Genomic DNA, 19716 nt, shown 5'->3' with positions numbered 1-19716 from the left:
GTTCCGAATCGGCTTGCTGACATCTGCTGACATGACGATGTGCAGCATCGCCCGCGAGGCCGTTTGCCCTTTTCTCGCTGGCTGACTCATCCCATATTCGCCGGATGGCGAAGAAACCCGACACCCCCAAAAAATCAGGCAAATCCCCCAAATCGAAAGCGCATCGGCCAGACGTGCAACCGATCGGGCCGGCGCTGGCCGAGTTGCTCAACCCCGCGCTCAACCGCGGCGATGCCGGCATGGGCTCGGGCACTGGCCTGCAGCCGCCGCCGGACAATTCCTGGGATCGCCGCGCCGGCGGCGAGGCCGCGGCGCATCGGGCGCGCGCCTCGACCAAGGGAACAAGCGATGACGTCGCCAAACGCGACGCGTCGAGCCAAGGCCTCGAAGAAGCCCCGCAAGCCAATTACGGCACCTCGGCGACCATCCCGACGCTCGACCCTGAACTCGCGCGGCAGCTCGGCCTGCCGACGGCGGAAGACGACGACGAGGCGCTGGCCCGTCCGCCGCGCAACAAGATGGAAGCGCTCGGCGTCAAGGCCACCGCCGACGCGCTCGAAAATCTGATCCGCGACGGCCGCCCGGAATTCAAGGGCGGCGACGGCCAGGTAAAAGTCTGGACGCCACACCGGCCGCCGCGCCCGGAGAAATCCGAAGGCGGCGTGCCCTTTGTCATCAAGTCCGAGTACGAGCCGAAGGGCGACCAGCCGACCGCGATCAAGGAATTGGTCGAAGGCATCGACCGCAACGACCGCACGCAGGTGCTGCTCGGCGTCACCGGAAGCGGCAAGACCTACACCATGGCCAAGGTGATCGAGGCCACGCAGCGCCCCGCCATCATCCTGGCGCCGAACAAGACGCTGGCGGCCCAGCTCTATGGCGAGTTCAAGAGCTTCTTCCCCGACAACGCGGTGGAGTATTTCGTCAGCTATTACGACTACTACCAGCCCGAAGCCTATGTGCCGCGCACCGACACCTACATAGAAAAAGACTCTTCCATTAACGAGCAGATCGACCGCATGCGCCATTCGGCGACGCGCGCGCTGCTCGAACGCGACGACGTCATCATCGTCGCCTCGGTCTCCTGCATCTACGGTATCGGCTCGGTCGAGACCTACACCGCGATGACGTTTGCCTTGAAGAAGGGCGAGCGCATCGACCAGCGGCAATTGATCGCCGATCTCGTGGCGCTGCAGTACAAGCGCACCCAGGCCGATTTCACCCGCGGCACGTTTCGCGTCCGCGGCGACGTCATCGACATCTTCCCGGCGCACTATGAAGACCGCGCCTGGCGCGTGAACCTGTTCGGCGACACCGTGGAGAATATCGAGGAGTTCGATCCCCTCACCGGCCACAAGCAGGACGATCTCGAATTCATCAAGATCTACGCCAACTCGCACTATGTGACGCCGCGCCCCACGCTGGTGCAGGCGATCAAGTCGATCAAGTCCGAGCTGAAGCTGCGGCTCGACGAGCTCAACAACCACGGCCGCCTGCTGGAAGCGCAGCGGCTGGAGCAGCGCACCACCTTCGATCTGGAAATGATGGAAGCGACCGGAAGCTGCGCCGGCATCGAAAACTATTCGCGCTACCTCACGGGACGCCGACCCGGCGAGCCGCCGCCGACGCTGTTCGAATACGTGCCTGATAATGCGCTGGTGTTCGCCGACGAGAGCCACGTCACCGTGCCGCAGATCGGCGGCATGTTCAAAGGCGACTTCCGCCGCAAGGCGACGCTCGCCGAATACGGTTTTCGCCTGCCCTCCTGCATGGACAACCGTCCGCTGCGGTTCGAGGAATGGGACATGATGCGCCCGCAGTCGGTCGCGGTGTCGGCGACGCCGAGCGGCTGGGAATTGAACGAGTCCGGCGGCGTGTTCGTCGAGCAGGTGATCCGCCCCACGGGCCTGATCGATCCGCCCGTCCACATTCGCCCCGCGCGCACGCAAGTGGACGACCTGGTCGGCGAAGTCCGCGCCACCGCGCAGGCCGGCTATCGCAGCCTGATCACGGTACTCACAAAACGCATGGCGGAAGACCTCACCGAATATCTGCACGAGCAGGGCATTCGCGTGCGCTACATGCACAGCGATATCGACACGATCGAGCGCATCGAGATCATCAGGGATCTTCGCCTCGGCGCGTTCGACGCGCTGGTCGGCATCAACCTGTTGCGCGAGGGCCTCGACATTCCCGAATGCGCGCTGGTGGCGATCCTCGACGCCGACAAGGAAGGTTTTCTGCGCAGCGAGACCTCGCTGATCCAGACCATCGGCCGCGCCGCGCGCAACGTCGACGGCAAGGTGATCCTCTATGCCGACCAGATGACCGGCTCGATGGAGCGCGCCATCGCCGAAACCAACCGCCGCCGCGAAAAGCAGGTCGAGTACAATACCGAACATGGCATCACGCCGGAGAGCGTGAAGAAGTCCATCGGCGACATCATGAACAGCGTCTACGAACGCGACCACGTGCTGGTCGAGATCGGCGACGGCGGCATGGCCGACGACGTCATCAGCATCGGCCACAATTTCGAGGCCGTGCTGAACGATCTCGAAACAAGAATGCGCGAAGCCGCCGCCGACTTGAACTTCGAGGAAGCCGCGAGATTACGCGACGAAGTCAAACGATTGCGCGCGACGGAGATGGCGGTCGTCGACGACCCCACCATCAAGCAGCGCGGCGTCGCCGCCAAAGCGGGTGCTTATGCGGGCACCAGGAAATACGGCGACGCGGCGAATTTGCCGGCCAACTCCATGAAGAAGCGCGGTGGAGCCTCTTCCTCACCCTCCCCTGGAGGGGGAGGGTCGCGCGCCGCAGGTGCGCGGGGCGGGGTGAAATCTCTCGGCAGCGGCGGTCCCTCGACCTCGCGCGTTCACAAACCCCATCTCGACGAAATGCACGGCCCGGAATCCCTGCCCTATCGCCCCGACCGCACTACCCCGCGCAAACCCTCGCCCGACAGCGGCAGCAAAATTTTCCAGCCCACCGACTCCCGCCAGTCCGGCCCCGAGTTCGGCCCCGCCCCACGATCGAGCGGTGGCGCGCCAGGACATCGCGGGGGGTGGAAGAAGAGGTAGAGCTTCAGGCTGCGCGAGCGCAAACGAATTGACGGCCGTGAGCCATCATTTGCGAGCGAAGCGAAGAAATCCATCTCTCCGCGAAACAGAAAGAATGGATTGCTTCGGTCGCTGCGCTCCTCGCAATGACGCAACGTTGAGTTCTGGCGGGATGCAAAGTTCGTCGTCCGAACCGCACCGATGCTGTCTTCCTACGCCGCCTTCGATCCCTGAGGTTGGGCAACCAGATCGATGCCGAGCGCATGAAGCACCTTGATGACGGTGCCGAATTCCGGCCTCGCCTCTCCGCCCAGGGCCCGGTACAAATTCTCGCGCGAGAGCCCGGCCTTTTCCGCCACCGCGCTCATGCCGCGCGCGCGGGCAACCGTGCCGATGGCAACAGCGATGGCAGATGCGTCTTCGGATTCGAGCGCTTCGTTGATGTAGGCTGCGATCATCTCGGGACTGTCGAGATATTCGGCTGCATCGAACGGTTTTGCTTTGGCCATTTCAGTCCTCCAACTCACTCGCCAACTTCTTGGCCGCCCTGATATCCGAAACCTGTGAACTCTTGTCTCCGCCACAAAGGAGAACGACGATCTCCTCACCGCGCTGAACGTAGTAACCCTGTACCCCGGGCCGTAATGTATCCTCATCTCGCTAATCCCATCGCCAACCGGGGCAACGTCGCCGGGATTGCCGAGGCTGAGACGATCGATCCTGGCCAGCACCTTCGCACGGGCTCGAATGTCTCGCAGGTCTCTGAGCCAGTTCGAGAATTCATCCGTTCTCTTGATCGTCAGCATCTGTAGCGTATACGCTACAGACCAATTTTGTCAACGAGAGGCCTTCACGCTGATGGATTCCGGGCGCGCCGCTTTCGCGGCACCCCCAGATGCGGCGCATCGCGAAATGACGGCCGCACGGATCACCCCATACTCATCACGCCCACCGCCAGCAGCGACAGCAACAGCACGTTCGTCACCAGTTGAAGCGATGTCGTGGGCTGGGCGCGCCACTTCTCGATCTTCTCGACAAACGACAGGCTCGCATCGAAGAACAGCGGCTCGTAGCTATGCTCAAGGAATTTTGGAAACCTTGGCGCGAGCCAGGGCGTGAGCAGGCCATGGAAGATCGAGGCCATCGCGACGAACACCACCACGCCGCCGGCGATCTCGTGATGGGCGAGTTTCAACAGCAAGGCTGCGCCGGCGAAGGTCGGGAAGCCCTGCAGGAGGACTGTCAGCGCAAAACCTTCGAGCCGGTTTTGCGAACGCGATTTCGGCGCTGTTGCGGCGTTCACGGCGGCGTTTCCCGTTGCGAGGACGACGCCGTCAATCTCGTTCGGCTCTGGCGCGGGCGCCGTGACCGGCGTCACAAAGCGACCGCGGACGACAGGATCGATGCGGGAAGCTGTGCAAAAATTGCCTGTCGGGCAAATCAGTAAAATCCTGTCCAGTCCTGTCCGAAAAAATATTCCCCTTCGTGATTGCCCCAAATCAGTTCTACAACTCCCGCCATCCCGCACCCGCTAGAGGGGCGTATCGCGATCGTCACGGACGTTGGGTGCGGGATGCGATGGACGCGGCAGCGTCGGGCGCGCGACGTGATCGCAGGGCGGGCTTTGGCCTGTGAGCGATCGAGCGGCGCGCAGACGAACGGCGCTTAAACGCCTCGGCCAAAACTTCTTCCGGCAGCACATGAGCCGGTCGAGGCGCATGGCCCGAGGAAGCCGCGGACGGCAAAGCCGTGTGGTCCTGGCACCCGTTGCTGGTGTCAAGCTGATGGAGATTCATTGGGCTCAACCGGGCTTCGATGGATCGGTAATCGTCAGCGACGGAGGCAAGACGAATTCGTCTCCGAGGAGAGCGCGATATAAGCCGTTAAAACCATTGCGCAGGGAGGGCCGGGTGTTCCGGCGCACCTTGCAGTCACCCGTGTGCATTTTGTGCGCACGACTGCGGGTGCTGAGGGCACCCGGCTTTCCCTGCGCCCTCTTCGATTTCGAGGGCATCGCAGAACGCATCACTTCGGGCGCTTCGCGCCGCGAGAATGCGAAGCCGTGTCTTGTAGGATGGGTAGAGCGACTTGTCCGCCGTAGCTCAACGAGCGAAGGCGGAAGCGAAACCCATCATCGAGAGCGAACCGATGGGTATCGCTTCGCTCCACCCATCCTACGGCTCTGAATCACCTTCGCGGGTGACCGCTGTTTGAAATTCGAAATCGAGCGCGCAGCACACTCGCTGTCGTCCCTGCAAACGCAGGGACCCATACCGCGTGATCTGTCGATAAGGCAGTATGGCAGACGCCTTTCGCAAAACTTCCGCCGGTGGTTATGGGTCCCTGCGTTCGCAGGGACGACAGCGAGAATGCAGCGCCGCCCCACCCCTCACCCCGATCGGCGGTTGCTGGTGTTCTGCGTCATGTTGCCGTGCTCGGCCTGTTCGCGGATGTTGTTCTTCTCGTCGTCGCGATGGCCCTTGGTGGTGTCGAGGGGAACGCTGGGCGCGCTGCCGGGACCCTTGTGGCTCTGGTTTTCCTGGGGGATAGGCGGAACAGGTTTCGTCATCATGATCTCCGTTATCAACGGAAAGGAGCAACGCCTGCCGCGGCGCAATCGTTCCCCAGCGACGGGGACGTGCATTGTCGGCGGCCGCAAAAAGCGGCTTAGTGCCGATACGGCGGCGACAAATCGAGACCCTCTTGAAGGCGATCCTGCTGGGCCGACGGCGAGGCCTATGTGCTGCCAGGCCACGAGAAGGCAAGGTTCGTGATCGACCTCACCACCAGCAAGGCCGTACCGGAAGCGGAGTTCGGCAAGCAATAATTACCGCTCTTGCTGCATCGCGGCCGCATGTCGCGGCGGTGAACCTTTTGGAAACCACCGTGTCACATACTGTAAGTCCTCTTGCGGATTGATACCTCTGCCGTTCCGTTCACAACGGGGACGGCCGCAAGAGCCGGGTCGAACACAGGTAGGTGGGCGAATGACCGAGGGATCAAATCGCCAGCACGTGCTGGATTTCCTCAACGTCCTGTATTCCGGCGACGTCGAAGCCGCGCTGGAGCGCTGCACCGACGACGTCGAATTCCTTGCCAACGCCCCGATCGATCTCCTGCCGCATATGGGCCATCGCCGCGGCAAGGCCGAAATGCGCGAGATGTGGAATGCCGTCCGCGCCCGCTATTCCGAGCTGCGCTGCGAGGTGCCGATGCTGGTCACCGAGCACGACAAGGCGGCCGCCTTCATCCGCGTGTTCTTCCGCAAGACCATCAACCAGCGCATGGTGCAGTTCGACATCGCCGGCTTCTACACGCTGCGCGACGGCAAGATCAGCCATATCAGGGAAATCATCGACACCTTCGACCTGGTCCAGCAACTGCTCGAACGCGATATCGCCGCGATCCTGACCGGCCGGCGGCCGGACCCGATCTAGCATTCGCCGAACCTTCATTCCGGAATGCAGAACCTTCGCTGCGCAATTGCACCTCTGAGGTGCACGCCAACGTGCCGCTTATTTTCCGCGCACCATTGAACCTCATTGCGCCGGCCGTGACACACCACAAGGCTGTTTCCGGACACGAAGAACGTATGAAGATCGCATTGCTGGCCTTGCTTGGCTTGGCGCTGGGGGCGCTGGGAGGCGCGGCACTGGGCATCGGGGCGGGCCTCGCCTGGGTGGAAGTCTTCAAAACCACGAGTTTTGAAGGCCATAACGGGATGCTGGTGTTCTTCACCTTCATGCCGCTGGGGGCCGCGATAGGCGGCATCGGCGGCGCCCTGCTGTTCGGCATCATCGCCATTCGCGACGCCGAAATAGCCATCGAGCGCGGGCCGGTGCGCCGTCATGACCGCTAAATGGGGCGGAATCGCCGCATTTGTGCAATGCAAAAACGGCAATTGTATTTCGGCCAAACTGCTCTATTTCTGGCTGCAACAGTGAAGTTCGGCATTTCAGCCCGGCGTCGATGAAGACGCCCCTTTGGGCGCGACTGCCGCTTATTCAATCCAGTTTCAAGGACCAGACCAAAATGACAGAGCACAGTCTCTGGCGTTTTTCGCGCGCGTTGCATCGCGCGATCAATGAACGCCAGCCCGCCGATCTCGAAGCCCTGCTCGACGAGGACGTCGAATGGGCGATCTATGGACCGATCGACATGTATCCGTTCTTCGGTTCGCGCCGCGGCAAGGCGGCCGTGATCGATGTGATCAGGCAGATTGCCGACAACTTCCGCGTCCACCGCTTCGACCGCGAATCGATCATGCTGGGGGTGGATTCGGCCGCCTCGATGATGCGCTATTCGCTGACTGCGCTCGATTCGAACAAGCCGATCAGCCTGCGGATCGCCCACTTCGCTCAGTTCAGGGCCGGCCGCCTGACCAACCTCCGCGTGCTGGTCGACACCTTCGACCTGGTCGAGCAGACCGTGGGCTATCCGATTCACCTGCCGCGGATGGCAGTTTAGGCGCGTCATCATAACACCCGCCATAATTTCGCAACAGAGCGAACGCATTCTGGGCGGGACTTGGAATGCGGGCGGGCAATGATTCCCAAAATGCGATTTGGCCGGGCACGGCTGCCAATGCTGGCGGCCGGCATCACTTTGGCTTCGATGCTGGCGGCAGCGGCACAAACGCCGCCGGCGGACGACGATCCGGAGACGCCTGCGGCGGAAGAGACCGAAACGGCTCCCAGCGTCAACGACGTCGACATCATGAAGGACATCGACGTCGACAAGCTCGACTGGAGCCAGCTCAATGTCGATGCGTCGACGTTGCCGGCGCTGGCGAAGGGAAGCGGCGGGCCGAAAGGCGCAAGCGCCGCCGAAACCGCGTGGTCGTCGAATGCAAATTCGAACGGCACCTCCGCGGTGTCGGTCAAGCAGTCGATCTCGCCGTTCTGGGATACGCGCATAGGCGCCGACATGAGGGTCGCAAGGCAAGGCACGGCGACGACGTCCGAACTGCTCTCGGAAAAACTCGCCAATGGCGGCAGCCTGCCGCAATCGTCCGGCACGGCTTGGGCTGCGATCACGGCCCCCGGCGTCGCCTCGATTTGGGACAAGACCTCGGTCGAAGCCCGCGTCGATCCCGGATCCGAGCAGAGCAGGCTCGGCACCTCCTTAAGCAAATCGCTGCCGCTCAACGAGGAGTATTCGCTGACCCTGAAGAACGACTACAACCTGATCCAGCAGGGCATCGTGCCGGTGCCCGGCATCGTCAGCCATCCGGCGCGCAGCTATGAGACCGACCAGTCGGCGAGGCTCAGCATCGCCGACACCGGCACCAGCCTGATCGCCGGCCAGACCCTGTCGACCTCGGACGACAAATGGCTGCGCAAGGTCGGCGCCGAGCAGAAGCTGTTCGACGGCGTCACCATCTCCGGCTCGATCGGCGAAACGCCGTCAGGCGCCGCCAACAAGAGCCTCAGCGCGGGCTTCAGGCGGAGCTGGTAGGGGCAAAATCCCCCGATTTGGCGGGGCTTTTGAGCCCCATATGGTTAACGCCTGAGAATGATCCACCATTGCCGCAGATTGGCCAAGATGCGGCCAAAATCGGCAGCACAGATGGGAACGCTCCACTTCGTCGTGCGGGGGACGTCCGCGCTCGCGTGAAAGCGAAACAGAGGAATTGCCGATGAACGCCACCATTCGCCCCGAACAGATTGATGAAACTCCGGAGGTCGACAACGATCTCGCCGCCGTATCCGAAGTCGAGGCTGGCATCCGCGATTTCGTTCGCAACGACATCGCCTACCTGCGCCGCCCCGCGGTGGCTCCGGACACCGCGCCGCTCGATCCGAACGCGGAAGCCACCGTCAACAACGTCAATTCGCTGATCCAGCGGGTCGCCGGTACCTCGCTGGCGGAAATCGAGAAGCTGATTTCCGAACTCGAAAGCCTCCGCGACCTCCTGCATGCCGAAGGCCAGCGCGTCCAGCGCGAGATCTCGGGCTATGCCCAGCTCAGCCAGGCCGCGATGAAGTCGACGCGCATGATCTCCGACAACGTCACGCAATGGAAGCGCGCTGCCGACGGCCTGCGCAACAGCTGATCCCGATCGTTGCAAAAATCTAACACTCCGCCGCGTTCCGTACGGGAGCGCGGCGGTTTCGTTTGGCAGGGTTCGATCTGAACTTTATAAGCACGGTCGCGTCCAAGGACGGATGTCGTCACGTGGCGACAGGCACCTTTTGGGGACACGATGCAAAACGTTCAGCCAGATAACATGAATTCAATGCCGTTGCGGCAATCGTCGCATAGCGTGGGGACGATCGTGATCCGCTTCGTCGGACTGCTGACGCTTGCGGTCGTGGCAATGACGCTGATCTGGAGCCGCTGATCTGGAGCCGCTGAACTTTCTTCAGCGCTCATGGCTATCCGATCCGCAACTACTGGCGGACGAACGCGGTGTCCTCGATCGTGTAGACACCGTCGGCATAGGACTTCACCACCATTCCGGCGGTGAGCATCACTGCCAGCGTGACGGTTGCGAAGACAAAGCCGACGAATTTCAGGCTGCTGCGATCTGCCATAATCAATCATCCCCTCGGTACTTCCCCTGAGACGCATTTGGCAGGCAGAAAGTTCAAAATGCGTTAGCAAAAAATCCGTTCCGTAGAGTCATGGATTACGAGGTGCTAACGGCACAAATCGCTAACCATGTTCCGGCCGCCGCACCCATGGCCGGGTGACCCGGCCATCCACGACTTGCTTTTGCTGCTGTTAAGACATGGATGCCCGGCATAAAGCCCGAAAGCCGAGCATGATCTGGTGAGAGCAGGCTTTCCTCAACCCACATTCCGCCGCGGCACAAAGGCGGTCGCGAGGAACGAGAACACCATCTCGCCACGCTGGTTGGTGCCGGTATTGCGGGCCTGCAGGATGCCCCATTCGGGGCGCTTCTCCGAAGTCCGCTTGGTTTCGACCTGGTTGGAAAAACTGATGGTATCGCCGGCCAGCACCGGCTTGATCCAGCGCAATTCACGAAAGCCGGGCGACGGCCCCCACACCGCGACCTTCTCGCCGCGCGCGACAGCCTCCGTCGTCAAACGCTTGCCGTCGGCGACCAGGAGCTTCATGCATACCGCGGCGACGTGCCAGCCCGATGCAGCCAGCCCGCCGAACAGGGATTTGCGGCCCGCCTCCTCATCGAGATGAAAGCGCTGCGGATCGAACTGCGTGGCAAACTTCTTGATGTCGTCGGCAGTGAAGGTGAACGAGCCGAACGCGCGCTGCGCGCCGATCTCGATGTCCTCGAAGAAACGCATCGCTACTTCGCCCCCACCTCAGTGCGCCGGCGCACCATGATCGGCGACTCCATCTCGCACAGCACCACGCCAGCCGCGTTGCGGATCGTGCCCTTGAAGGTCACGATGCCGGTTTCAGGACGACTCTTCGAAATCCTGGCCTCCGCGACGTCAACATCCAGCGTCAGGTCGTCGCCCGGCCGCAGCGGCGCCAGCCAGCGCATCTCGTTGACGCCGGGCGAACCCATTGACGCCGTGCGGCCGATAAAGCCGTCAAACAGCATCCGCATCATGATCGAGCCGAGATGCCAGCCCGAACCGGACAGTCCCTTCAGCATCGACGCATTGGCGGCCGCCTCGTCCAGATGCATCGGCTGCGGGTCGAATTCGGCGGCAAAGGCCAAAATCTCCTCGCGCGTGACGTGGCGTGGTCCGAACGTGCCGAAATGGCCGGGCGCGAAGTCTTCGAAGGTCAGCGTTGTCATCTATCGACGATTTGGATTGAGGATTACGGCGAGGAAGCCTGAATGTGGCCGTTATTTGCGGCAATCTCAACCCGTCCACCCGCATGGCTCGTTCGCCAGAGGCGAGTACCGCTCCCGGCGCTCGCCCCTGACTTGCCCGAAGCAATTTTCGGGGCTAGCCCTGTGCCGTCTGGGACCAGGTTTTTGACTCGCCGGAGAACCATCGATGCTCGATTTTCAGGATCTGTTTCAGTGGGACCGCTTCATCACGCCCACGATCATCAAGACCTTCTACTGGCTGGTCATCGGCTTGATCGTCCTGTTCGGCCTGTCCGGGATCTTCTCGGCACTTGCCGCGATGGCGATCAGCCCGTTCGGCGGATTCATCCTGCTGCTGTCCTCGATCGCCGGTGTCGTGGTCGGCGTGGTGTTTTCGCGCATCGCCGCGGAATTCATCCTGATCGTCTTCCGCATCAACGAGCATCTCGGCGCGATCCGCGATCAGGGGCAGATGCGGTAATCACGCCGGCGTCATAGGGTGGGCAAAGCGTAGCGTGCCCACCATTTCGCTCGTGCTGATGGAAAGATGGTGGGCACGGCGCGATGCGCCTTTGCCCACCCTACGGGGTCCGCATCCGCGGCAGCCAATATCTCAGTTATTAAACCTGAAATGCATCACGTCGCCGTCGGCGACGACATATTCCTTGCCTTCCAGCCTGAGTTTGCCGGCGTCGCGGGCGCCGGCTTCGCCGTTGAGCGCGACGTAGTCGGCATAGGCGATGGTCTCAGCCCGGATAAAGCCCTTTTCGAAATCGGTATGGATCACGCCGGCCGACGCGGGCGCCTTGGTGCCGCGATGGATGGTCCAGGCGCGGGCTTCCTTCGGACCCACGGTGAAATAGGTGATGAGGTCGAGCAGCTGGTAGCCGGCGCGGATCAGACGGTCGAGGCCCGCCTCCTCCAAGCCGAGCGTCTCGAGAAACTCGGCGCGCTCCTCGCGTGACAGGGTCGCGATCTCGGATTCGATCTTGGCCGAGATCACCACCGCGACCGCGCCTTCCTTCTTGGCGTGCTCGAACACCTGTTTTGAGAAGCTGTTGCCGTCCCTGGCCGAGCCTTCCTCGACGTTGCAGACGTAAAGCACCGGCTTCGACGTCAGCAGGCCGAGCATGCCGAAGGCACGCTCTTCCTCCGGCTTGCGCTCCAGAAACCGCGCCGGCTTGCCGTCGCGCAGCAGCACCAATGCGCGGTTGACGAGGTCGAGTTGCTCCTTGGCGTCCTTGTCGTTGCCCTTGGCCTTCTTGGCGAGGTTATCGACGCGCTTCTCCAGGCTGTCGAGATCGGCGAGCATCAGCTCGGTTTCGATGGTCTCGATGTCGGCCAGCGGCGCGATCTTGCCTTCGACATGGGTGATGTCGGAATCTTCAAAACACCGGACCACATGCGCGACCGCGTCGACCTCGCGGATGGTGGCGAGGAACTGGTTGCCGAGGCCTTCACCCTTCGAGGCGCCGCGTACCAGGCCTGCGATATCGACAAAGGTCAACCGCGTCGGGATGATCTGCGCGGACTTGGCGATATCAGACAGCTTGTCGAGCCTGGGATCAGGCACGGCGACCTCGCCGACATTCGGCTCGATGGTGCAGAACGGATAGTTCGCCGCCTGCGCCGCTGCCGTCTCGGTCAGCGCATTGAACAGCGTCGACTTGCCGACATTGGGCAGGCCAACGATACCGCATTTGAATCCCATTTCGTCCTCGATACCGTTTGCTCGTCATGGCCGGGCATAGTGGTCTGCTTTACGCAGACTACGTAAACTTGTCTGCGCTCCCCGGCCATCCACGTCTTCGCTCTCGCGACTTGAAAGAAAGACGTGGATGCCCGGCACAAGGCCGGGCATGACGGTGAATAGATCAGGCCAGCTTGTCGCCGCCCTCTTCCTTTTCGAAAAATCCCTTGGCCTGCAGCGTCAGATGCACCTTGTTCTGGAACGTCGAGTCCTTGCCCGTCGCGAGCAGCCCGGCATTGTCGGCAACCGCCTCGCACAGTGCCTCGACCCACGGCCGATCGCTCTTCGCAAAGTCCGACAGCACGTGGCTGTGCACCAGCGCCTTGATGCCGGGATGACCGATCCCGAGCCGCACCCGGCGATAGTCGTTGCCGATATGCGAAGAGATCGAGCGCAGCCCGTTATGGCCGGCAACGCCGCCGCCGATCTTGACGCGCACCTTCGCCGCCGGCAGTTCGAGCTCGTCCTGAAAAACAGTGATGTCTCCGGCGGACAGCTTGAAGAAGTTGGCAGCTTCCTGAACCGAGCGCCCGGACTCGTTCATGTAAGTGGTCGGCCGAAGCAGGACGACGCGCTCGCGATCGAGCGTGCCTTCGGAAGTCTCGCCCTGAAAACGGCGGCGCCACGGTGCGAAACCGTGACGCCGCGCGATCTCATCGACGGCCATGAAGCCGATGTTGTGCCGGTTGTTCGCGTATTTCGAACCGGGGTTACCGAGACCGACAAACAGGCGCATGATGCGGCATCCTGCCGCTTCTTACTTCTTCTTGTCGCCACCAGCCGGCGCTTTCGCGCCAGCCGCCGGGGCCGCAGCACCCGCCGCAGGGGCAGCAGCCGGCGCCGCAGCGGCACCCGCCGCCGGAGCGCCCGTTCCTGCAGCCGCAGCAGCCGCCGCAGCCTTCTGTTCTTCGGCGTAGCCGGACGGCGGCACGATGGTCACCAGCGTCGCGTCCTCACGCGACAGCGACTTCACGCCGGCCGGCAGCTTGATCTCGGACAGATGCAGCGAGTGGCTGATTTCCAGCGCGCCGACGTCAGCGTCGATGTACTGCGGAATGTTTTCGACCGAGCATTCGAGATCGATGGTGTGGGTGACGATGTTGACGGTGCCGCCGCGCTTGACGCCGGGCGAGGTTTCGCCGTTCACGACGTGCAGAGGCACGCTGACGCGGATGGTCGCGCCTTCGCCGAGCCGCATGAAATCGACATGCAGCGGGAAGTCACGCACCGGATCGAGGTGAAAGTCGCGCGGAATCACGCGGTGCTTCTTGCCCTCGAGATCGATGTCGTAAATCGTGGTCAAGAAGCGGCCGGCCAGGATGCGCTGGCGCAGTTCCTTGTCATCGACCGAAATGGTCACGGGGGGCTGGTTGTTGCCGTAGATCACTCCGGGCACTCTCCCGGCGCGACGCTCTGCCCGGGCGGCCCCCTTGCCGCTCTGCGGACGCGCGGTCGCCTTCAATTCCTTGACGGTCGCCATCGTGTTAAGTCCTTGTTTTCTAAAAAGTTAAAGGCCGCATCGCGGCCCGTTGGCGTCCAACAGCAAGCCTCCAGGGGTGCGGGGGCTGCGGACGTGGCGGGCTTTTAGCCCCAAAGGGGCAAAATGACAAGGAAATGAAGGGATTTTTCTGCGGTTGGGTCCCCGTGGCCCGGGGCGAAATCCGGGAACACCCTATCCACTGTGAAACTGTCCCGGATTGCGCTGCGCTCCATCCGGGCTACGGGCACCCCCTACCCGTCCGTCTTCAAACCGCGCCGACATCCGGCGCGGCCGGCGAAATGCCGAGCTTGGCTTCCAGCGCCGCGATCCGGCCCTTGAGCGCCTCGTTCTCCTCCCGCGCCAGGCGGGCCATGTCCTTGACCGCGTCGAACTCCTCGCGCTTGACGAGGTCGAGGTCGCGCAGGATGCGTTCGGCCTGGTTGCGCATGACTGTATCGACCTCGCGCTTGACGCCCTGGGCAGCGCCGGCGGCGTCGTTCATCAAACGGCCGATCTCGTCGAAAAACCGATTGTTGGTCTGGGTCATCTGAAAACGCTCCGGTCGCTGCAAATTGATCGTCACCGGCAAGACAATGGCGATCCCAAAGGCAAGGTTCAAGTGCGCCGTTCAAGCCCAACGGACTGCCGTTCGCCTTGTCATGCTGCGGTTTCCTTGCAATCGTATCGAACGTCTAGCCCGAAACCAGAATCGCAAAGCAAAAAGAAACGCCCATGATCGACCAGCAGATCGATATTCCGACCAAGGACGGCAAGACCACGACCTTCATCACCCATCCCGAACGCGGCGGGCCCTTTCCGGTCATCATCTTCTACATGGATGCGCCGGCGATCCGCGAGGAACTGCGCGACATGGCGCGGCGGCTCGGCACCTCGGGCTATTACGTGATGCTGCCCAATATGTATTACCGCTCCGGCGTCATGGAGCTGGGACCGATCCCGCCGGACCCGGAAGCGCCCGAGCGCAAGCGGATGTTCGGCTTCATGAACTCCATCAACATTCCCATGGTGATGGAGGACACCAAGGCGCTGCTTGCCTATGCCGAGACGCAAGAAGCAGCGAACACGAAAATCGTCGGCACCGTCGGTTACTGCATGAGCGGCCGCTACGCGGTTAACGCGGCAACGCATTTTCCGGATCGCGTGAAGGCGGCGGCTTCGATCTACGGCACGCATCTCGCGACCGACCAGCCCGACAGCCCGCATCTGGCCGCGTCGAAGACCAAGGCCGAATTGTATTTCGCCTGCGCCGAGACCGACATCTATGCGCCGCAGGAGATTATCGACAAGGTCGCAGCCGGCATGAAGGGATCGAACAACGAGGTCGAGATCTACCCCGGCACCCATCACGGTTTTGCCTTCCCGAAGCGGCCGGTCTACCACCGCGACGCCGCCGAGCGGCATTGGGAACGGCTGCTGGCGCTCTATCGCCGCAACCTCGTCTAGCGGCGCGTGAAGAACGCCGATGGTGGATAGCGTTCGAATTCGAGACTACCGGAGTTCAGATGCTGACGACGTGAACCGGATTGCAGTCGCCGCCTTTGGCCAATTTCGCGACCAATATCAGGACTGGCCGGCGATGCTTGCCGGCCTGTCGAGAACCTCCTCGCTCAGTGCCACGGGAGAGGTCATTGTCGCCGCGTATCACGACCGTCTCGCGGGCGCAGTCGCTTATTTTGGACCGGCTGTTGAGAAAGCTGCGTTTTTCAATCCGGCGTGGCCCATCATTCGCATGTTGACCGTCGACCCTGTCGACAGAGGTAGGGGACTCGGGCATGCCTTGACGGCCGAGTGCATAGCCAGAGCGAAGCGCGATCGATCCCCGATCATCGCGCTTCATACGAGTCCGATCATGACGATCGCCTTGCCCATGTATCTCAAGATGGGCTTCACCAAAGCGTATGATGCCCCGCCAATTCACGGCGTGCCCTATGCCGTCTATACGAAAGCGCTCTGATCCCGATGCCGTTTCTCACCATCACCTTTCCGGTATTCGATCCCGTCGCGTTCTCGATCGGATGGTTCGTGATCCGCTGGTATGCGCTGGCCTATATCGGCGGCATCGTGCTGGGATGGATCTACGCCCGTTCGCTGGTCAAGAAGCAGCGGTTGTGGGGCGGACCGGTGCCGATCACGCTGGTGCAGCTCGACGATTTTATTCTTTGGGTCACCATCGGCATCATCGTCGGCGGCCGCACCGGTTACGTGCTGTTCTACAATCCCGCCTTCTTCATCCAGCACCCGGCGGAAATATTCCAGTTGTGGAATGGCGGCATGTCATTTCACGGCGGCTTTCTTGGCTGCGTCGCGGCCGTGATGCTGTTTGCCCGCAAGAATGACATCTCGATCCTCTCGCTCGGCGACATCACCACCGCGGTCGGACCGATCGGGCTGTTCCTCGGGCGGCTCGCCAATTTCATCAACAGCGAGTTGTGGGGCCGGACGGCGGATGCCAGCGTGCCTTGGGCGATGGTATTCCCCAATGGTGGGCCGGATCCGCGGCACCCCAGCCAGCTCTATGAGGCCGGCCTCGAGGGCATCGTGCTGTTTGCAATCCTGGCGGTGATGATTCGAATGGGCGCCCTGAAGCGGCCGGGCCTGATCCTCGGCAGCTTCATCGCCATCTATGGTCTTGCGCGTATCACCGGCGAATTCTTCCGCGAACCCGATCCCCAGCTCGGATTTTTGTGGGGCGGGCTGACGATGGGTATGCTTTTGTCGGTACCGATGATCATTGCCGGGGGCGTCCTGATCATGGTGGCATGGCGCCGCAAGGCGTCGGAGCATATACAGAAGTCGATTTAAGGCAGGCCGTGACCGAATTTTCACCGTTGCAGGCGGAGATCCACAAGCTGATCAGATCGTCAGGACCGATGCCGGTCTGGCGATACATGGAGCTGTGCCTGATACATCCCGAGCACGGCTATTACGTTTCGCGCGATCCATTGGGCCGCGAGGGCGATTTCACCACCGCGCCCGAGGTCAGCCAGATGTTCGGCGAACTGCTCGGTCTATGGACGGCTTCGGTGTGGAAGGCGATCGGGTCGCCGCCGATGCTGCGGCTGGTCGAACTCGGCCCCGGCCGCGGCACCATGATGGCGGATGCGCTCCGCGCGGTTCGGGTGCTGCCGCCGCTCTATCAATCGCTCAACGTCCATCTCGTCGAGATCAATCCTGTTCTGCGCGAGAAGCAGCGGGCGACGCTGTCCGGCGCCCGCAACATTACCTGGCATGACAGCATCGACGACGTGCCGGAGGGGCCCGCGGTCATTCTCGCCAACGAATATTTCGACGTGCTGCCGATCCATCAGGTGGTCAAACGCGAGACCGGCTGGCACGAGCGCGTGGTCAATCTCGACGCCGATGGCAAGCTGGTATTCGCGGCCTCGGACGAGCCGATGCCGCGCTTCGAGGTGTTGCTGCCGCCGCTGGTGCGCGCGGCCCCTGTCGGCGCAGTGTTCGAATGGCGGCCGGACAACGAGATGATGAAGATCGCGTCGCGGGTGCGCGACCAGGATGGCGCGGCGCTGATCATCGATTACGGCCATCTGCGCAGCGACGCCGGCGACACCTTCCAGGCGATCGCCCGCCACAGCTTTGCCGATCCCCTGAAGAATCCAGGCCAGGCCGACGTCACCGCCCATGTCGATTTCCAGGCGCTGGCGCGCGCGGCGGAAGACGTCGGCGCGCGCGTTCACGGCCCGGTGACGCAGGGCGAGTTCCTCAAGCGGCTCGGCATCGAGACGCGGGCCGTCACGCTGATGGGAAAAACCACAGCGGAAGTTTCCGCCGATATTTCCGCCGCGCTGAAGCGCTTGACCGACAGCGGCCGCGGCGGCATGGGATCGATGTTCAAGGTGCTTGCGGTCACCGAACCCAATCTTACCATGGTCGCGGGCCTCAGCGACGAACCGCCGGCGCCTGGAGACGAAACAGAATGACGTTCGGATCGTCGCTGCTCGCAGCCATTCCCGGGCTGCGCCACGCCTTCTTCACCCGCGAGGGCGGGGTGTCCAGCGGAGTCTACGAAGGCCTCAATGGCGGCCTCGGCTCGAACGACGATCCGGCCTGTGTCGCGGAAAACCGCCGCCGGATGGCTGAGCAGATGGGCGTTGCGCCCGAGCGCTTGCTCAGCGCGCACCAGATCCATTCACCCGACGTCGTGGTGGCGACCGGACCATGGCAGGGCGACAAGCCGCGCGCCGACGCGCTCGTCACAAGCACCGAAGGCATCGCCATCGGCGTCACCGCCGCGGATTGCGGCCCAATCCTGTTTGCCGACGCAAGCGCGCGCGTGATCGGCGCCGCCCATGCCGGCTGGAAGGGCGCGCTGACCGGCGTGCTGGAATCTACCATCGACGCGATGGAGAAACTTGGCGCCGACCGCTCCGGCATCGTCGCCGCCATCGGCCCGCTGATCCGCCAGCATTCCTATGAAGTCGGCAGCGAATTCGTCGAGCGATTTCTGGATGCCGACGCCGAGAATGGCGCGTTCTTCATCCCCTCAACTCGCGCGGGCCATGCGATGTTCGACCTCGCCGGTTTCATCCGGATGCGGCTGGAGAATGCCGGCGTGCTGATGATCGACGACATCGGCGTCGACACCTATTCCGACGAGCGGTTCTACAGCTACCGACGCTCGGTGCACCGGAAAGAGCCGGACTACGGCCGCCACGTCCACGCGATTGCGCTGGAAAGCTGATTTCGTATTCCGTCGCTTTGCGGCCTTGACTCTCCACCCGGTGGAGGCTGCACAACGCCCGCATGACACACCGAACCTACACGATCGGGCAGGCGTCGCGGCTAAGCGGCATATGATCGGCGATCGCGCCATAGCCGTCGAGACCAAAGGCCCGCATCGATCATCCTGCCGGGTTGAGGAATTCTGGCAACAACAAGGTGAACGGGGGCGAGCTCGACGCAATCTTTTTGGCGAGCCGGTACACCCGCTGCCCTAGACCTTAACACATTTTAACGATATCGCAGGGAGCAATGAGGGACACCTTGATAGCTTCGTGCCTGAAAGCGCCGCGCGCCATGATCGCAGCCCTGCTGCTTGTCGTCGCCTCGGCGCTTGGCGGCTGCGCCGGCGGAGGTGCAACGGGCAGTGGCTCGTACGCGATGGCACCGAGCGCTGGTGGCAGCGCCACCGTGGCGTTCGAATCGATCGACGGTCCGCCGCCGCAGGTGTTCGACCGGATGGTCGGCGTGCTCGACAGCGAATCGAAGCTGCGCAACCTGTCGATCGTCTCGCGCGAAGGCGGGGCTTCCTACCGCGTGCGCAGCTATCTGTCGGCGCAGGTGGTTCGTGGCAAAACCGTGATCGCCTGGGTGTGGGACGTCTACGACAACAACCAGCAGCGTGCACTGCGGCTTTCCGGCGAAGAAGCGGCCGGCAAGGCCGGACGCGACGCCTGGGCGGCGGCCGACGACCTCGTCTTAAGGAAAATCGCGCAGGCCGGCCTCAGCGGTCTCTCGGGCATGGTCAATGGGAGCCCGGATGCGGCACCTGCACCTGCCCCCGACCGCCGCGGTCCCGCGGTGGCGAGTGCGGAGGCGGCGGTGCCCGCCCAGGATGCACCGGGCGTAGCCGCGCTCAGTTTCAGCGCCCAATAATCGGCCCCGTAAAGTCCCGTATTGGCCGATTTTTGACCGG

24 protein-coding genes and 1 pseudogene are annotated in these 19716 nt (G+C 62.7%); 14 read left to right on the top strand and 11 right to left on the bottom strand.

Annotated elements, in window-relative coordinates:
* The first annotated feature begins 104 nt into the window (after nt 1-104).
* Nucleotides 105-3080, top strand: coding sequence for an excinuclease ABC subunit UvrB (uvrB, locus tag IVB22_RS13500; RefSeq protein WP_247517783.1), 2976 nt, complete (start codon nt 105-107; stop codon nt 3078-3080).
* Between the two features lie 191 nt (nt 3081-3271).
* Here uvrB and IVB22_RS13495 read toward each other — a convergent pair whose 3' ends face one another.
* From IVB22_RS13495 to IVB22_RS13480, 4 genes and pseudogenes are all read right to left on the bottom strand, one after another.
* Nucleotides 3272-3568 (bottom strand): addiction module antidote protein, encoded by a 297-nt coding sequence (locus IVB22_RS13495; protein WP_214487775.1) that lies wholly within the window; start codon nt 3566-3568, stop codon nt 3272-3274.
* Between the two features lies 1 nt (nt 3569).
* Nucleotides 3570-3865, bottom strand: a pseudogene (locus IVB22_RS13490) (type II toxin-antitoxin system RelE/ParE family toxin).
* A gap of 122 nt (nt 3866-3987) precedes the next feature.
* Entirely contained in the window at nt 3988-4362 is a 375-nt protein-coding gene (locus IVB22_RS13485; RefSeq protein ID WP_247517782.1) for a hypothetical protein, read from the bottom strand.
* Between the two features lie 1086 nt (nt 4363-5448).
* The gene (locus tag IVB22_RS13480; RefSeq protein ID WP_247517781.1) at nt 5449-5628 is read right to left on the bottom strand and encodes a hypothetical protein; all 180 of its coding nucleotides are present in this window, start codon (nt 5626-5628) and stop codon (nt 5449-5451) included.
* Between the two features lie 418 nt (nt 5629-6046).
* Here IVB22_RS13480 and IVB22_RS13475 point away from each other — a divergent pair, with 418 nt between their 5' ends.
* The 6 genes from IVB22_RS13475 to IVB22_RS13450 all read left to right on the top strand — a co-directional run bounded on the left by IVB22_RS13475 (nt 6047) and on the right by IVB22_RS13450 (nt 9402).
* Nucleotides 6047-6496 carry a nuclear transport factor 2 family protein gene (locus IVB22_RS13475; RefSeq protein WP_247517780.1) on the top strand — a complete coding sequence of 150 codons (450 nt, stop codon included), beginning with the start codon at nt 6047-6049 and terminating at the stop codon, nt 6494-6496.
* 155 nt (nt 6497-6651) lie between these two features.
* Nucleotides 6652-6918, top strand: coding sequence for a hypothetical protein (locus IVB22_RS13470; protein WP_247517779.1), 267 nt, complete (start codon nt 6652-6654; stop codon nt 6916-6918).
* A gap of 173 nt (nt 6919-7091) precedes the next feature.
* Complete coding sequence (locus IVB22_RS13465; RefSeq protein ID WP_247517885.1) at nt 7092-7526, top strand: nuclear transport factor 2 family protein; 435 nt, start codon at nt 7092-7094, stop codon at nt 7524-7526.
* 90 nt (nt 7527-7616) lie between these two features.
* Nucleotides 7617-8516: a hypothetical protein gene (locus tag IVB22_RS13460; protein ID WP_247517778.1), complete on the top strand. Its 900-nt coding sequence runs from the start codon at nt 7617-7619 to the stop codon at nt 8514-8516.
* 181 nt (nt 8517-8697) lie between these two features.
* Complete coding sequence (locus IVB22_RS13455) at nt 8698-9114, top strand: hypothetical protein (RefSeq protein WP_247517777.1); 417 nt, start codon at nt 8698-8700, stop codon at nt 9112-9114.
* A gap of 150 nt (nt 9115-9264) precedes the next feature.
* Nucleotides 9265-9402 (top strand): hypothetical protein, encoded by a 138-nt coding sequence (locus IVB22_RS13450; RefSeq protein ID WP_247517776.1) that lies wholly within the window; start codon nt 9265-9267, stop codon nt 9400-9402.
* 49 nt (nt 9403-9451) lie between these two features.
* On the opposite strand, the gene IVB22_RS13445 is transcribed toward IVB22_RS13450, so the two are convergent.
* The 3 genes from IVB22_RS13445 to IVB22_RS13435 form a co-directional block, all read right to left on the bottom strand.
* Nucleotides 9452-9595, bottom strand: coding sequence for a hypothetical protein (locus IVB22_RS13445; RefSeq protein ID WP_212420990.1), 144 nt, complete (start codon nt 9593-9595; stop codon nt 9452-9454).
* Between the two features lie 255 nt (nt 9596-9850).
* Complete coding sequence (locus IVB22_RS13440) at nt 9851-10330, bottom strand: MaoC family dehydratase (RefSeq protein WP_247517775.1); 480 nt, start codon at nt 10328-10330, stop codon at nt 9851-9853.
* Between the two features lie 2 nt (nt 10331-10332).
* Nucleotides 10333-10794, bottom strand: a complete 462-nt coding sequence (locus IVB22_RS13435) for a MaoC family dehydratase (protein WP_247517774.1) — start codon at nt 10792-10794, stop codon at nt 10333-10335.
* A gap of 205 nt (nt 10795-10999) precedes the next feature.
* Here IVB22_RS13435 and IVB22_RS13430 point away from each other — a divergent pair, with 205 nt between their 5' ends.
* On the top strand, nt 11000-11293 hold the full coding sequence (locus IVB22_RS13430) for a DUF4282 domain-containing protein (protein WP_025590606.1): 294 nt from the start codon (nt 11000-11002) through the stop codon (nt 11291-11293).
* Nucleotides 11294-11425: 132 nt separating this feature from the next.
* Here IVB22_RS13430 and ychF read toward each other — a convergent pair whose 3' ends face one another.
* The 4 genes from ychF to IVB22_RS13410 all read right to left on the bottom strand — a co-directional run bounded on the left by ychF (nt 11426) and on the right by IVB22_RS13410 (nt 14589).
* A complete protein-coding gene (gene ychF / locus IVB22_RS13425) occupies nt 11426-12523 on the bottom strand; it encodes a redox-regulated ATPase YchF (RefSeq protein ID WP_247517773.1) in 1098 nt (365 codons plus the stop codon).
* 163 nt (nt 12524-12686) lie between these two features.
* On the bottom strand, nt 12687-13298 hold the full coding sequence (pth, locus tag IVB22_RS13420) for an aminoacyl-tRNA hydrolase (RefSeq protein WP_247517772.1): 612 nt from the start codon (nt 13296-13298) through the stop codon (nt 12687-12689).
* A 21-nt stretch (nt 13299-13319) separates the two neighbouring features.
* Entirely contained in the window at nt 13320-14042 is a 723-nt protein-coding gene (locus tag IVB22_RS13415) for a 50S ribosomal protein L25/general stress protein Ctc (protein ID WP_247517771.1), read from the bottom strand.
* A gap of 265 nt (nt 14043-14307) precedes the next feature.
* Nucleotides 14308-14589, bottom strand: coding sequence for an accessory factor UbiK family protein (locus tag IVB22_RS13410; protein WP_247517770.1), 282 nt, complete (start codon nt 14587-14589; stop codon nt 14308-14310).
* 185 nt (nt 14590-14774) lie between these two features.
* On the opposite strand from IVB22_RS13410, the gene IVB22_RS13405 reads away from it, so the two are divergent.
* The 6 genes from IVB22_RS13405 (at nt 14775) to IVB22_RS13380 (ending at nt 19676) form a co-directional block, all read left to right on the top strand.
* Nucleotides 14775-15506, top strand: a complete 732-nt coding sequence (locus tag IVB22_RS13405; protein WP_247517769.1) for a dienelactone hydrolase family protein — start codon at nt 14775-14777, stop codon at nt 15504-15506.
* Between the two features lie 19 nt (nt 15507-15525).
* Nucleotides 15526-16017 (top strand): GNAT family N-acetyltransferase, encoded by a 492-nt coding sequence (locus IVB22_RS13400; RefSeq protein ID WP_247517768.1) that lies wholly within the window; start codon nt 15526-15528, stop codon nt 16015-16017.
* Between the two features lie 5 nt (nt 16018-16022).
* Nucleotides 16023-16865: a prolipoprotein diacylglyceryl transferase gene (gene lgt, locus IVB22_RS13395; RefSeq protein ID WP_247517767.1), complete on the top strand. Its 843-nt coding sequence runs from the start codon at nt 16023-16025 to the stop codon at nt 16863-16865.
* 8 nt (nt 16866-16873) lie between these two features.
* Nucleotides 16874-18001, top strand: a complete 1128-nt coding sequence (locus tag IVB22_RS13390) for a class I SAM-dependent methyltransferase (protein ID WP_374207511.1) — start codon at nt 16874-16876, stop codon at nt 17999-18001.
* Nucleotides 17998-18762, top strand: coding sequence for a peptidoglycan editing factor PgeF (pgeF, locus tag IVB22_RS13385; protein ID WP_247517766.1), 765 nt, complete (start codon nt 17998-18000; stop codon nt 18760-18762). Before IVB22_RS13390 ends, pgeF begins: the two co-directional genes overlap by 4 nt.
* 290 nt (nt 18763-19052) lie before the next feature.
* Nucleotides 19053-19676, top strand: coding sequence for a hypothetical protein (locus IVB22_RS13380; RefSeq protein ID WP_247517765.1), 624 nt, complete (start codon nt 19053-19055; stop codon nt 19674-19676).
* The last annotated feature ends 40 nt before the right edge of the window (nt 19677-19716 follow it).

Source organism: Bradyrhizobium sp. 190, from assembly GCF_023073415.1.
GTDB lineage: Bacteria > Pseudomonadota > Alphaproteobacteria > Rhizobiales > Xanthobacteraceae > Bradyrhizobium.
This window is presented reverse-complemented; position numbering and strand designations above follow the sequence as displayed.

Coding starts and splice junctions, on each gene's coding strand:
- uvrB (WP_247517783.1), top strand. CDS start 105: ATGGCGAAGAAACCCGACACCCCCAAAAAATCAGGCAAATCCCCCAAA.
- IVB22_RS13495 (WP_214487775.1), bottom strand. CDS start 3,568: ATGGCCAAAGCAAAACCGTTCGATGCAGCCGAATATCTCGACAGTCCC.
- pth (WP_247517772.1), bottom strand. CDS start 13,298: ATGCGCCTGTTTGTCGGTCTCGGTAACCCCGGTTCGAAATACGCGAAC.
- IVB22_RS13470 (WP_247517779.1), top strand. CDS start 6,652: ATGAAGATCGCATTGCTGGCCTTGCTTGGCTTGGCGCTGGGGGCGCTG.
- IVB22_RS13480 (WP_247517781.1), bottom strand. CDS start 5,628: ATGACGAAACCTGTTCCGCCTATCCCCCAGGAAAACCAGAGCCACAAG.
- IVB22_RS13440 (WP_247517775.1), bottom strand. CDS start 10,330: ATGCGTTTCTTCGAGGACATCGAGATCGGCGCGCAGCGCGCGTTCGGC.
- pgeF (WP_247517766.1), top strand. CDS start 17,998: ATGACGTTCGGATCGTCGCTGCTCGCAGCCATTCCCGGGCTGCGCCAC.
- IVB22_RS13380 (WP_247517765.1), top strand. CDS start 19,053: ATGAGGGACACCTTGATAGCTTCGTGCCTGAAAGCGCCGCGCGCCATG.
- IVB22_RS13455 (WP_247517777.1), top strand. CDS start 8,698: ATGAACGCCACCATTCGCCCCGAACAGATTGATGAAACTCCGGAGGTC.
- IVB22_RS13445 (WP_212420990.1), bottom strand. CDS start 9,595: ATGGCAGATCGCAGCAGCCTGAAATTCGTCGGCTTTGTCTTCGCAACC.
- ychF (WP_247517773.1), bottom strand. CDS start 12,523: ATGGGATTCAAATGCGGTATCGTTGGCCTGCCCAATGTCGGCAAGTCG.
- IVB22_RS13415 (WP_247517771.1), bottom strand. CDS start 14,042: ATGGCGACCGTCAAGGAATTGAAGGCGACCGCGCGTCCGCAGAGCGGC.
- IVB22_RS13465 (WP_247517885.1), top strand. CDS start 7,092: ATGACAGAGCACAGTCTCTGGCGTTTTTCGCGCGCGTTGCATCGCGCG.
- IVB22_RS13400 (WP_247517768.1), top strand. CDS start 15,526: ATGGTGGATAGCGTTCGAATTCGAGACTACCGGAGTTCAGATGCTGAC.
- IVB22_RS13475 (WP_247517780.1), top strand. CDS start 6,047: ATGACCGAGGGATCAAATCGCCAGCACGTGCTGGATTTCCTCAACGTC.
- IVB22_RS13410 (WP_247517770.1), bottom strand. CDS start 14,589: ATGACCCAGACCAACAATCGGTTTTTCGACGAGATCGGCCGTTTGATG.
- lgt (WP_247517767.1), top strand. CDS start 16,023: ATGCCGTTTCTCACCATCACCTTTCCGGTATTCGATCCCGTCGCGTTC.
- IVB22_RS13435 (WP_247517774.1), bottom strand. CDS start 10,794: ATGACAACGCTGACCTTCGAAGACTTCGCGCCCGGCCATTTCGGCACG.
- IVB22_RS13450 (WP_247517776.1), top strand. CDS start 9,265: ATGCAAAACGTTCAGCCAGATAACATGAATTCAATGCCGTTGCGGCAA.
- IVB22_RS13460 (WP_247517778.1), top strand. CDS start 7,617: ATGCGATTTGGCCGGGCACGGCTGCCAATGCTGGCGGCCGGCATCACT.
- IVB22_RS13405 (WP_247517769.1), top strand. CDS start 14,775: ATGATCGACCAGCAGATCGATATTCCGACCAAGGACGGCAAGACCACG.
- IVB22_RS13430 (WP_025590606.1), top strand. CDS start 11,000: ATGCTCGATTTTCAGGATCTGTTTCAGTGGGACCGCTTCATCACGCCC.